We start from the raw sequence: 13,004 nt of genomic DNA, 5'->3' as shown, positions 1-13,004 counted from the left end.
CCGATCCGGCGGGTGACCGGGGGACGGGTCAGGGGATGAGGGCGGCGGGTTCGGCGATGCAGGCGGTGCCGATGCGGCGGAAGCCGACCCGCAGGTACACCCGGGCGATCTCCGTACTGCCCGCGGAGAGGAACACCAGGTCGGTGCCGGCGGCGAGCAGCTCCCGGGCCAGGGTGGCGGTCAGCGCGGCGCCCAGTCCGCGCCGCCGGGCGGCCGGCAGGGTGGCCACCCCGGCGATCTCGGCGACGTCGCCCACCCGCATCGCCATGCCGCCGGCCAGCGCACCCTCGGTCGGCGTGCCGGCCAGGACGGAGAGCCGCCGGCCGTCGGCGATCCGGGTTCGCTCCTCGTCCAGCGCGGCCTGCTCCAGCTCGGTGACCGCGGCGTCCCGCTCGGCCGGGCCGGCGTCGCCGCGTTCGGTACCGGCGGCGGCGAACGACACGGCGGCCACCGCCCGCCGACCGGCCACGTCGGCGGCGAACCCGGGTGAGTCCGCCGCCAGCACCCGTACCGGTACGTCGGACAGTGTCGCCGGGTCGGGCAGCGCGGCCGGGTCGAGCACCATCAGCGGCGCCTCCAGCACGTTCAGCCCCGCCGAGCGGGCCACGGCCAGCAGCTCCGGGTTGGTCTCGTGCACCCACTCGAAGGCCTCCGGCAGGCCCAGCTCCCGCTGCCGCTCGCGGACCGAGGTCACGTCGGCCAGTGACGGCGGCTCGGTGGCGCCGATCCGGGGCCGGGCGTAGAACGGCCAGCCGGCACCATCGCGGACGAACAGCACCAGACCGCCATGCTCTTCGACACCGGCGACGTCGCGGGGCACCGCGTCGTAGAAGCGTTCCAACCGGTCGAAGATGTCCTTGTTCAGCGGATCCACCGCGCGAGACTACACGTCCCAGACTCTGGACGGTGTGATCAATCTTGAGTGGCCTTGCGCCCGTCGCCCTAACGTAGACTCAATAGACCCACGGGCCGACGTCGTCCCCACCATGATCCAACCTGAGTGACGACAGGAGGCCCGGTGGCCTTTCCGTACCCGCACAGCCCGCAGGCGTCCCCGATGCCCGGCCCCCGGCCACCCGCCCAGGGCCTCTACGACCCGGCGCAGGAGCACGACGCCTGCGGGGTTGCCTTCGTGGCGGACCTGTACGGCCGGCGTTCGCACTCGGTCGTCGCCAACGGGCTCGGCGCGCTCTGCCGGCTGGACCATCGCGGTGCTCGTGGCGCGGAGCCCAACACCGGCGACGGCGCGGGCATCATGATCCAGGTCCCGGACGCGTTCCTGCGTGCGGTGGCCGGCGTCGCGCTGCCCCCGGTCGGCGAGTACGCCACCGGCCTGGTCTTCCTGCCCGACGACGACGGCGCCGAGGCCCACGCCCGTCGGGTGGTCGAGAAGTACGCGCTGGTCGAAGGGGCCGACCTGCTCGGCTGGCGGGACGTGCCGATCGATCCGACCGGGCTCGGCGAGACCGCCCTGGCGGCGATGCCCCGGGTGCGGCAGATCTTCCTGGCCGCGCACCGGCTCACCGACTCGCCTGCCGGGCCGGCCGGTTCCGCGCTGCGCGGCGTCGAGCTGGACCGGGTGGCCTTCTGCCTGCGCAAGCAGGCCGAGCGGGAGACCGCCGAGCGGGGCGTGCCGGCGTACTTCCCGTCGCTGTCCAGCCGGACCATGGTCTACAAGGGCATGCTCACCCCCGACCAGCTGCCGGCGTTCTACCCGGACCTGCGCGACGAGCGGGTGGACAGCGCGATCGCTCTGGTGCACTCGCGGTTCTCCACCAACACGTTCCCGTCCTGGCCGCTGGCGCACCCGTACCGGTTCATCGCCCACAACGGCGAGATCAACACGATCCGCGGCAACCGCAACTGGATGCAGGCCCGCGAAGCGCTGCTGCGCTCGCCGAACGTGCCGGGCAACCTCCGGCGGGTCTTCCCGGTCTGCACCCCCGGCGCCTCCGACTCGGCGAACTTCGACGAGGTCCTGGAGCTGCTGCACCTGGCCGGGCGAAGTCTGCCGCACGCGGTGCTCATGATGATCCCCGAGGCGTGGGAGAACGATCCCGGCATGCAGCCGGACAAGCGGGCCTTCTACCGCTTCCACGCCAGCCTCATGGAGCCCTGGGACGGGCCGGCGTCGGTGGCCTTCACCGACGGCGAGATCGTCGGCGCGGTGCTGGACCGCAACGGGCTGCGCCCGGGGCGCTGGTGGCAGACCGACGACGGGCTTGTGGTGCTCGGCTCCGAGGCGGGCGTGCTCGACCTCGACCCGGCCCGGGTGGTCGCCAAGGGGCGGCTCCAGCCGGGGAAGATGTTCCTGGTCGACACCGTCGCCGGCCGGATCGTGCACGACGAGGAGATCAAGTCCGAGTTGGCCGCCGCGCAGCCGTACGGCGAGTGGCTGCACGCCGGGCTGATCGAGCTGGACGACCTGCCTGCCCGCAAGCACATCGTCTACACGCACGACTCGGTCCGCCGCCGTCAGCAGACCTTCGGCTACAGCGAGGAGGAGCTGAAGATCCTGCTCGCGCCGATGGCCCGTACCGGCGCCGAGCCGCTCGGCTCGATGGGCACGGACACCCCGATCTCGCCGCTGTCCACCCGGCCACGGCTGCTCTACGACTACTTCCACCAACTCTTCGCCCAGGTCACCAACCCACCGCTGGACGCCATCCGGGAGGAGCTGGTCACCAGCCTGGCGTCGACCATCGGGCCGGAGGGCAACCTGCTCGACCCGGGCGCGGCGAGCTGCCGGCAGATCGTGCTGCCGCACCCGGTGATCGACAACGACGAGCTGGCGAAGATCCTCTCCATCGACGAGGACGGCGACTTGCCGGGCTTCAAGGCGGTCCGGGTCTCCGGGCTGTACCGCATTCGGGATGGCGCTGCCGGCATCAAGGCGCGGCTGACCGAGATCTGCCGGCACGTCTCCGAGGCCATCGAGGACGGCGTCCGCATCCTGGTGCTCTCCGACCGGGACTCCAACGCCGACCTGGCGCCGATCCCGTCGTTGCTGCTCACCGCCGCCGTGCACCAGCACCTGGTCCGCGAGCAGACCCGCACGCAGGCGGCGCTGATCGTGGAGTCGGGCGACTGCCGCGAGGTGCACCACGCGGCGGTGCTGATCGGCTACGGCGCGGCGGCGGTCAACCCGTACCTGGCCTTCGAGTCGGTGGAGGACATGATCTCCACGGGCACACTGGTCGGCGTCGAACCCGCCGCGGCGGTGCGCAACTTCGCCAAGGCGCTCGGCAAGGGCGTCCTGAAGATCATGTCGAAGATGGGCATCTCGACGGTCTCGTCGTACTGCGGTGCGCAGGTCTTCGAGGCGGTCGGGCTGGACAAGCGGCTGGTCGAGCGCTACTTCCGGGGCACCCCCAGCCGGATCGGCGGGGTGGGGCTTGCCGGCGTCCACACCGAGGTGGCCGCCCGGCACGCGCTGGCCTGGCCGCCGGCCGGCACCCCGACCTCCGACCGGCTGGAGGTCGGCGGCGAGTACCAGTGGCGCCGCGAGGGTGAGCTGCACCTTTTCAACCCGGAGACGGTCTTCCTGCTCCAGCACGCCACCCGCAGCCGGCAGTACGACGTCTTCCGGCAGTACACGGCGAAGGTCGACGCGCTCGCCGCGCAGGCCGGCTCGCTGCGCGGGCTGTTCACCCTGCGCACCGGGGTCCGCCCGGCGGTGCCGATCGAGGAGGTCGAGCCGGCCACCGAGATCGTCAAGAGGTTCGCCACCGGCGCCATGTCGTACGGGTCGATCTCCGCCGAGGCGCACGAGACGCTCGCCATCGCCATGAACCGGCTCGGCGGCAAGTCCAACACCGGTGAGGGCGGCGAGGACGTCGATCGGCTGCACGACCCGGCCCGCCGCTCCGCGGTCAAGCAGATCGCCAGCGGCCGGTTCGGCGTCACCAGCGAATACCTGGTCAACGCCGACGACATCCAGATCAAGATGGCCCAGGGCGCCAAGCCGGGTGAGGGCGGTCAGCTCCCCGGCAACAAGGTCTGGCCGTGGATCGCCCGGACCCGGCACGCCACCCCGGGCGTCGGCCTGATCTCCCCGCCGCCGCACCACGACATCTACTCCATCGAGGACCTCGCCCAGCTGGTGCACGATCTGAAGTGCGTCAACCCGGCCGCCCGGGTGCACGTCAAGCTGGTCAGCGAGGTCGGCGTGGGCACCGTCGCTGCCGGTGTCGCCAAGCTCAAGGCCGACGTCATCCTGATCTCCGGCCACGACGGCGGCACGGGCGCGTCACCGCTGAACTCGCTCAAGCACGCCGGCACCCCGTGGGAGCTGGGCCTGGCCGAGGCGCAGCAGACGCTGCTGCTCAACAAGTTGCGCGACCGGGTCACCGTGCAGGTCGACGGCCAGCTCAAGACCGGCCGGGACGTGCTGATCGCGGCGCTGCTCGGCGCGGAGGAGTTCGGCTTCGCCACCGCGCCGCTGATCGTCGCCGGCTGCGTGATGATGCGGGTCTGCCACCTGGACACCTGTCCGGTCGGCATCGCCACCCAGAACCCGGCGCTGCGGGAGCGGTTCACCGGCACCCCCGAGTTCGTGGAGAACTTCTTCCTGTTCCTCGCCGAGGAGGTCCGCGGGTACCTGGCCGAGCTGGGCTTCCGGTCGATCGAGGAGGCGATCGGGCAGACAGAGCTGCTCGACGTGGCCTCGGCGGTGACGCACTGGAAGGCGCACGGGCTGGACCTGGCGCCCGTCCTGCACCTGCCGGAGCTGCCCGCCGGCGCCGCCCGGCGTGGGGTGCGCGCTCAGGACCACGGCCTTGAGCACGCCCTGGACAACGAGCTGATCGCGCTCGCCCGTCCGGCGCTGTCCGATGGCGCGCCGGTGCGGGTCGAGGTGGCGGTGCGCAACGAGCACCGCAGCGTCGGCGCGATGCTCGGCGGCGAGGTGACCCGCCGCTACGGCGGCGCCGGCCTGCCCGACGACACCATCGAGTTCGCGCTGCACGGCACCGCCGGGCAGTCGTTCGGCGCGTTCCTGCCGCGCGGGGTGACCCTGCGGCTGCACGGCGACGCCAACGACTACGTGGGCAAGGGCCTCTCCGGCGGGCGGATCATCGTCCGTCCGGACGCGGCCGCCCCGTTCCTCGACAACGACGCCGAGCCGGGCCATCGGGCCGAGGACCAGATCATCGCCGGCAACACCATCCTGTACGGCGCCACCGGCGGTGAGGTCTTCCTGCGCGGCCGGGTGGGGGAGCGGTTCGCGGTGCGCAACTCGGGCGCGGTCGCTGTGGTCGAGGGTGTCGGCGACCACGGCTGCGAGTACATGACCGGCGGAACGGTGGTGGTGCTCGGCGCGACCGGCCGCAACTTCGCCGCCGGGATGTCCGGTGGCACGGCCTTCGTGCACCAGCTGGACCGGGCCCGGGTCAACGCGGAGCTGGTCGACCTGGCGCCGCTGGGTGAGCAGGAGCAGACGCTGCTGCACGAGCTGGTCCAGCGACACGTGGCCGAGACCGGGTCGGCGGTCGCCGAGGAGTTGCTCAAGCGCTGGCCGGAGGCGGTGGCCGAGTTCACCGCGGTGGTGCCCCGCGACTACCGCCGGGTGCTGGAGATCATGCGGGCCGCCGAAGCCGCCGGCCGCGATGTCGACGACGCGGTGATGAGTGCACTGAGTGTGCCCTCGGCCGCGCCGGTGCCGTCCGCCCCGCGGGCGGCTGCCCAGGAGGTGGCACGTGCCTGACCCGAACGGTTTCCTGCGCTACGACCGGCGACTGCCGGCCCGCCGCCCGGTGCCGGTGCGGATCAGCGACTGGCGTGAGGTGTACCCGCCCGCCGGCGAGGAACTGGTCCGCGAGCAGGCCACCCGGTGCATGGACTGCGGCATCCCGTTCTGCCACGACGGCTGCCCACTGGGCAACCGGATCCCGGACTGGAACGACCTGGTCCGTACCGGCAACTGGGACGCCGCGGTGGAGTCGCTGCACGCCACCAACAACTTCCCGGAGTTCACCGGCCGGCTCTGCCCGGCGCCCTGCGAAGCGGCCTGCGTGCTGGGCATCGCCGGCGGCCAGCCGGTGACCATCAAGCAGGTCGAGGTGGAGATCGCCGACGCCGCGGCGGCGCGCGGGTTCACACCCCGCCCGTTGCCGGCGCCGTCCGGACGGTCGGTCGCCGTGGTCGGTTCCGGGCCGGCCGGCCTGGCCGCCGCCCAGCAGTTGGCCCGCGCCGGTCACGCGGTGACGGTGTACGAGCGCGACGACGCGATCGGTGGTCTGCTCCGGTACGGCATCCCCGACTTCAAGCTGGAGAAGCGGCACATCGACGCCCGGTTGGCCCAGCTGACCGCCGAGGGGGTGCGCTTCCGCACCGGGGTGAACGTCGGGGTGGACGTCACCGCCGAGCAGTTGCGCGCCGAACATGACGCGGTGCTGCTGGCCTGCGGCGCGTTGCAGGGCCGGGACACCCCGGAGACCCCGGGCCGGGCGCTGCGCGGCGTACACCAGGCCATGTCGCACCTGGTCGCCGCGAACCGTGCGGTCGCCGCCGCGGCCGCCGGCCAGCCCGGCGTCGCCGCCGCCGGCGAGGGCCGGCCGTCCGTCGCGATGCTGCCCGACGGCACCCCGATCGACGCGGCCGGTAAGCACGTGGTGATCATCGGCGGTGGCGACACCGCGGCCGACTGCCTCGGCGTCGCGCACCGGCAGGGCGCCGCTGGTGTGTACCAGCTCGACCTGTACCCGCAGCCGCCGCAGGAGCGCGACGAGGCGCGGGACCCGTGGCCGACGTGGCCGTGGGTTCTGCGCAGTTACCCGGCGCACGAGGAGGGCGGAGAGCGGGTCTTCGCCGTGGCGGTGCAGGAGTTCGTGGACGACGGCACCGGCCAGGTGCGGGCGGTGCGGATCGCCGAGGTGACCGTGGAGAAGCGCGACGGCCGACGGGTGGTCACTGCGGTGCCGGGCTCCGAGCGGGAACTACCGGCGGACCTGGTGCTGCTGGCGATCGGCTTCGAGGGCACCGAGGAGCAGCCGCTGTTGGCCCAGTTCGGGGTGACCCGTAACCATCGGGGCGCCATCGACGCCCGGGACGACTGGCAGGCCGACGCCGACGGGGTGTTCGTCGCCGGTGACATGCACCGGGGCGCCTCCCTGATCGTCTGGGCCATCGCCGAGGGGCGTGCGGCGGCCGCCGCCATCCACGGTTACCTCGGCGGTGCCGGGGCGCTGCCGGCCCCGGTCGCACCGGCCGCGCAGCCGCTCGCCGCGCGCTGATCCGGGGGCGTTAGCCGGCGGCTCCACTGAACCGACCGGGATGTCCGGCCGGCAGGGCAGCTTGCTGCCCGCCGGCCGGCTGTCCCAGTTCGGCGTCCGATGCGTGGTGGGGCCGGTGAGACCGCTCACAGAAGTAGTCAAATCGGTTTAAGTCGGCAAGACTTGCCGGCTGCTGAACCGCGCCTGAGTGGGCGCGATGATCATGCCGTCGATCGCCCCGGGAGATTCGTCGTGGCCAAGGGTGCCACCTTCGCCGCGCTGCGCCACCGCAACTACCGGATCTGGGCCTTCGCCGGCTTCGTCTCCGTCATCGGGACGTGGATGCAGGTACTCGGTGTCAACTGGTACGTGCTGAAGGAGACCGGCTCCGCGACGTCCATGGGCTTCGCCGTGCTGCTCCAGGCGGCGCCCACGCTGTTGCTCAGCGTCTGGGGCGGTGTGCTGGCCGACCGGCTCCCCGCCCGTCCGCTGCTGATCACCGCCCAGGTGGCCCACGCCGCACTGGCCGCGGGGTTGGCGGCGGTCGCCCTGACCGGCGTCGGCGGCCTGCCGGTGATCTTCGCAATCTCCCTGTGCACCGGCGCCGTCTCGGCGATCGAGGGCCCGGTGATGGGGCGCTGGGCATCCACGCTGGTGGACCGGGAGACGCTCGGCAACGCGCTGGCGCTCGGCTCGCTCACCAACTCCGCCGGCCGCATCCTCGGCATGAGCCTCGGCGCCGTCGTGGTGGCCGCCGTCGGCCCCGCGCTGCTCTTCGGCATCAACGCGGCGAGCTTCGCCGCCGTGGTGGTGGCGCTGTTCGCCGTACGCCCGGCGAGCCTGCAGGATCAGCCGGAGGCGGTGCCGGACGGTGGTTCGAGCCACCGGGGCGGCGCACGGGCCGGGTTCGCCTACCTGCGCCGGCAGCCGGTGCTGCTCCTCGCGCTCGCCCTCTCTTTCGTGCTCGGCAGCCTCGGCCGCAACTACCAGGTGACGATGGCCGCGATGAGCGACGGGCCGCTCGCCGCCGGGGCGTCCGGCTACGGCTTCCTGTCGACCGTCTTCGCGGTCGGGACGGTGGTGGGTGCGCTCGTCGCGGCCCGCAGGCGCACCCTGGGCTACCGGACGCTGGTCGCCGCTGGTCTGCTGGCCAGCGGGCTGCAGATCATCGCCGGCCTCGCTCCGGGAACCTGGAGCTTCGCCGCCGTGATCCTGCCGATCGCCGCCGCCGCCGTGGTCATCGACACCACCGTCGGCACCCGCGCCCAACTCGACACCGACGCTGCGATGCGCGGCCGGGTACTCGCCGCGTTGGCGGTGACCGGCTCGGTCTCCGCCGCGGTCGGCGCGCCGCTGCTCGGCTGGCTCGCCGAACACGCCGGACCCCGGCAGACACTCGTCCTGGCCGGATCCGTCGCGGCGATCGCCACGACGGCGGCGGCGGTGGCCCTGGACCGGCAGCGCGGTCGCCGACTGCCCGGACGGGTCGCCCAGGTGCTGGTCGCGCCGCCGCTGCGGCGTCCGGTACGGCAGGTGGCGCGGACGGCGGCCCGCATCGTCCGGCCCGCCGGGGCGTTCGGTGGCGTCCGGTCGACGCCACGTCCGGTGCCGGCGAGCCGGGGTCGGTCGATCCGGCTGGCCCGGGAGTGCCCCGTCTGCGCACCGTCGCCCGCTACGAGTCGACCGGCGCAGCCGCCTCGGGACGTCCGGCACGCCGCCGGGTGCGCCAGCCTGTGCTGACCGGCCCGGCTCGCGGGCGTCGCTGCCCCTGAGACAGCGGTCACCCCAGGCGGGCGGTCCACGGGACCGAACGATACGAAGATCATCGTTACGCTGCGATCATGGACATCGAGGAGCGGCTGCGGCGGACCCGCCGGTGGCTGTGGATCGTGCTGATCGGGCTCTTCCTGAGCGGTGTGACCGCGTTCCCGCTGGAGATCGAGGTGCGCTGGCTGCTGCGCGCGCTGGACCCGCTCGCCGGCCAACTGCCGGCGCTGGTCGACTGGATCGAGCGCGTCCACACCGGGCTCGTGACGGCCGGCGAGGACTACCCCTTCCTGCTCTACGGGACCGACTGGCTGGCCTTCGCCCACCTGGTGCTGGCGGTGGCGTTCTGGGGGCCGCTGCGCGACCCGGTGCGCAACGTCTGGGTGGTGCAGGTCGGCATGATCGCCTGCGCGGGGATCATCCCGCTGGCGCTGATCTGCGGCCCGATCCGAGACATCCCCTGGTTCTGGACACTGATCGACCTCTCCTTCGCGGTCGGTGCGTTCCCGCCGCTCTGGTTCGCCTACCGGCACATCCGCGCCATCGAGGCGAGAACGGCCGAGACGGCCGGTGCCGCCCCGGTGCCGCTGCCCGCCTCACCGGGGCAGGCGTCCTGAATCCAGCGAGCGCCCGGCCTGTTTAGCCTGCGCTACCGCTGGCTGCGCCCGCGTCGTCACATTCCTGAGGGCAGCTGCACCGGAGCGGGCACGAGCTGGGCCCGGCCTGGCTCGGCTGGGCTCGGCCGGCTGGGCTCGGCTCGGCTCGGCTCGGCCCGGCCCGGCCCGGCCCGGCCCGGCCCGGCCCGGCTCGGTCGGCTCGGTCGGCTGGGGTCGGCTGGGGTCGGCCCGGCCCGGCCCGGCTCGGCTCGGTCGGCTCGGTCGGCTGGGGTCGGCTGGGGTCGGCCCGGCCCGGCTCGGGTCGTGCCTGTCGAGCTGCCCCATATCTGGACCGACGATCGCCGCGCATAAGCGCGATGGGACGCCGCCCGCCATCCGCCGGCGCCATCCGCCGCCAGTCCGCCAGCGATCGCACCGTGTCAATCAAAGGCGATGGGACGGCGTCCGCGTCGCCGGTCCGGCCGTCGCAAGAGACCGGTGCAGTTGCCGGTGCGTGCGGTGCGGTGCCGGTGCCGGCAGGCGCGGGGGTGCCCCATTTTTGGGGCAGCTCGACAGGCGTGTAGGGGGGTGGGTTGGACTCGCTGCGCCGGCGCAGCGAGGTGGCCGGGGCTGGCGGGAGGAACGCCGCGCGGGCGGACGCGGGGTGCCCCATTTTTGGGGCAGCTCGACAGGCGTGTAGGGGGGTGGGTTGGACCCGCTGTGCCAGCGCAGCGAGGTGGCCGGGGCTGCCGGGAGGAACGCCGCGCGGGCGGACGCGGGCTGCCCCGTTATTGCGGCAGCTCGACAGGCACGCTGTGCGGTTCGGGGAGGCCCGCCGCGCGTGGGCGGCGGGCCTCCCATCCGATGTCGGAACTCAGTGCATCAGTTCGTGGGCCTCACGGATCTTGGCCCAGGACTTCGGTTCGGCCGGCGGGGCGGCCTTGCGCGCGGCCGAGGCCACGTCGGGCCGGCCGGCGGTGAACAGCCAGGTGGTGAAGAGATCGTCCAGGTCCAGCCCGGAGATCTGCTCGGCCAGGGCCTGGAACTGCGCGATGGTGCCGTTGCCGTACCGGTGCTCTGCGGTCCAGGCAGGCAGGATCTCGAAGAATGCGTCGTCGCCGACCGCCAGCCGCAGCTGGTGCAGCGTCATCGCGCCCCGGTCGTAGACGGCGTTGTCGAAGACCCGACCAGCGCCCGGGTCACCCGGCAGCACCTGCCAGAACTCGGAGTCGGCCGGGTAGCTGGCATAGGTGAAGTCGAACACCTCCTGGGCGGTGCCCTCGCCCTGCTCCTCCGACCAGAGCCATTCGGCATACGAGGCGAAGCCCTCGTTGAGCCAGATGTTGCGCCAGTCGGCCACCGAGACCGAGTCGCCGAACCACTGGTGCGCGAGTTCGTGCGCCACCACGTACGTGTTGGCGCCGCGCCGCCAGAAGCCCGGGCCGTACACCGGTCGGGTCTGCGTCTCCAGTGCGAAGCCGATGCCGTCCAGCGGCCCGGCCACGCCGCCCTGCGCCTCGAACGGGTACGGGCCGAAGATCCCGCTCTCCCAGTCGACGATCTCGGCGGTGCGCTCGATGCTGGCCCGCGCGGCCGGCCCGAGCTCGCCGAGCGAGGTGCTGTACGCGTTGATCACCGGCTGGCCACTCGGCGTGGTGTCGGTGACGATGTCGTACTGGCCGATGGCCATGAACGCCAGGTAGGTGGCGGTGGGGGAGGTGGTCCGCCAGATCCACCGGGTGCGGTTGCCGGCCTCGGCCAGCGGCGGCCGTGGCTGCACGCCGTTGCTGATCACCTCGACGCCGGTGGGCACCGACACGGAGATGTCGAAGGTGGCCTTGTCCAACGGGTGGTCGTTGCTCGGGAACCACCACCACGCCGACTCCGGCTCGTTGACCGCCAGCGCCCCGTCGTCGGTACGCGTCCAGCCGGTGTAGCCGTTGACCAGGGTCTCCGACGGGATGCCGTCGTAGCGCACCACGATGGTGAGCTGCTGGCCCCGGGTCACCGTGCGAGCCGGGGTGACCACCAGTTCGTGCGCGCCCGCGGTGCTGGTGCTCGCCGCCCAGCCGTTGACCCGCACCGACTCGACGCCGAGCAGGAAGTCCAGGTTGAACCGGGAGAGGTCCTGGGTGGCGGTGGCGAGGATGGTGGTGGTGCCGGTGAGCCGGTCGGTGGCCGGGTCGTAGCGCAGCCGGACGTCGTAGTGCGAGACGTCGTAGCCGCCGTTGCCGTAGTCGGGGAAGTAGCTGTCGCCCAGGCCGGGCGCGCCGGGTTGCGGCGCGACCGTGACGACGGGCCGGCCCCAGCCCGTCGGGGCGGCCTGGCCAGGGGTGCCGGCGAGCATGGTGCCGGCGGTGGTGAGGGTCAGGGCGGCGGTGGCCGCCGTGAGGACTCGTCGCACGAGGTGGACTCCCTCCATCGGGGTGTTCGCCCCGCCAACCTAATCGACAACTGTGAACGTCGCCGGCCCGCCGCGCGGTGTCGTCGCGCTATTCCATTGATCTAAATGTTTCGATAGCATTACCGACTAGTAACAAGAGACCCACCCCTGGCCACGCGCGCGGTCGCAGGATCCCACCCCCCTGTCCTGTGGAGGTCCGTCATGCCCCACCGCCCGCTGGCCCGCGCCCTGGCCGCGCTGGTCGCACTCTTCACCGCCGCCCTCGGCGCCGTGCTCGTCCCCGGCACCGCGCAGGCTGCCGCCGTCAACTACGTCGCGCTCGGCGACTCGTACTCCTCCGGTGTCGGCGCCGGCCCGTACGACCTGTCCGGCTGCCTCCGCAGCCAGAAGTCGTACGCCCCGCTCTGGGCGGCCGCCCACGGCGTGACCAGCTTCAACTTCCGGGCCTGCGGCGGTGCGGTCACCGCCGACGTGCTCAACGACCAGGTCAGCGCGCTCAGCTCCAGCACCACCCTGGTCACCATCACCATCGGTGGCAACGACGCCGGCTTCGTCAACGTCATCACCAGTTGCCGGTTCGGCAGCACCTCGTCGTGCACCAATGCGGTCAACACCGCCAAGGCCTTCGCCACGTCGACGCTGGCCGGCCGGCTCGACGCCACCTACGCCGCCATCCGTAACCGGGCTCCCAACGCCCGGCTGATCGTCCTCGGCTACCCGCGACTGTTCGAGACCAGCTCCTGCGGATGGCTGGCGATGAGCACCTACAAGCGCACGATCCTCAACGAGGCCGCCGACGTGCTCGCCTCGGTCACCGCCGGCCGGGCCAGGGCGGCCGGCGCAACCTTCGCCGACACCCGGTCCACCTTCGCCGGTCACGGCGTCTGCGCCGGCGACCCGTGGATCAACGACATTTCCGGGATCATCGAGGCGTACCATCCGGACGCCGACGGCTACCGCTACGGCTACCTGCCGGCGCTGAACGCGGTCACCGGCTGACCCGCACACCGTCCCTGACGGCCGACG

General features: G+C 72.9%; 7 protein-coding genes. 5 read left to right on the top strand and 2 right to left on the bottom strand.

Annotated features, from left to right (window positions below; genetic code table 11):
* Window positions 1–28 precede the first annotated feature (28 nt).
* The gene (locus tag ACFY29_RS06815) at window positions 29–865 is read right to left on the bottom strand and encodes a GNAT family N-acetyltransferase (RefSeq protein ID WP_386984667.1); all 837 of its coding nucleotides are present in this window, start codon (window positions 863–865) and stop codon (window positions 29–31) included.
* 153 nt (window positions 866–1,018) lie between these two features.
* On the opposite strand from ACFY29_RS06815, the gene gltB reads away from it, so the two are divergent.
* The 4 genes from gltB (at window position 1,019) to ACFY29_RS06795 (ending at window position 9,595) form a co-directional block, all read left to right on the top strand.
* Window positions 1,019–5,704, top strand: a complete 4,686-nt coding sequence (gltB, locus tag ACFY29_RS06810) for a glutamate synthase large subunit (protein ID WP_386983989.1) — start codon at window positions 1,019–1,021, stop codon at window positions 5,702–5,704.
* Window positions 5,697–7,232 (top strand): glutamate synthase subunit beta, encoded by a 1,536-nt coding sequence (locus ACFY29_RS06805; RefSeq protein WP_386983987.1) that lies wholly within the window; start codon window positions 5,697–5,699, stop codon window positions 7,230–7,232. Before gltB ends, ACFY29_RS06805 begins: the two co-directional genes overlap by 8 nt.
* A gap of 231 nt (window positions 7,233–7,463) precedes the next feature.
* The gene (locus tag ACFY29_RS06800; RefSeq protein WP_386983985.1) at window positions 7,464–8,951 is read left to right on the top strand and encodes an MFS transporter; all 1,488 of its coding nucleotides are present in this window, start codon (window positions 7,464–7,466) and stop codon (window positions 8,949–8,951) included.
* Window positions 8,952–9,052: 101 nt separating this feature from the next.
* Window positions 9,053–9,595, top strand: coding sequence for a hypothetical protein (locus ACFY29_RS06795; protein WP_328418826.1), 543 nt, complete (start codon window positions 9,053–9,055; stop codon window positions 9,593–9,595).
* A gap of 853 nt (window positions 9,596–10,448) precedes the next feature.
* Here the strand turns inward: ACFY29_RS06795 and ACFY29_RS06790 are convergent.
* Complete coding sequence (locus ACFY29_RS06790; protein ID WP_386983982.1) at window positions 10,449–11,978, bottom strand: M1 family metallopeptidase; 1,530 nt, start codon at window positions 11,976–11,978, stop codon at window positions 10,449–10,451.
* Between the two features lie 201 nt (window positions 11,979–12,179).
* Here ACFY29_RS06790 and ACFY29_RS06785 point away from each other — a divergent pair, with 201 nt between their 5' ends.
* Window positions 12,180–12,977 (top strand): SGNH/GDSL hydrolase family protein, encoded by a 798-nt coding sequence (locus ACFY29_RS06785; RefSeq protein WP_386983980.1) that lies wholly within the window; start codon window positions 12,180–12,182, stop codon window positions 12,975–12,977.
* Window positions 12,978–13,004 lie beyond the last annotated feature (27 nt).

It is taken from the genome of Micromonospora sp. NPDC000668 (assembly GCF_042897975.1).
Lineage (GTDB): Bacteria > Actinomycetota > Actinomycetes > Mycobacteriales > Micromonosporaceae > Micromonospora.
Note: the sequence above shows the minus strand (reverse complement) of the source record. Positions and strands in the feature narration are given on the sequence as shown.

Excerpts from the sequence above, each read along its gene's own strand:
- ACFY29_RS06795 (WP_328418826.1), top strand. The coding sequence starts at position 9,053 with ATGGACATCGAGGAGCGGCTGCGGCGGACCCGCCGGTGGCTGTGGATC.
- ACFY29_RS06785 (WP_386983980.1), top strand. The coding sequence starts at position 12,180 with ATGCCCCACCGCCCGCTGGCCCGCGCCCTGGCCGCGCTGGTCGCACTC.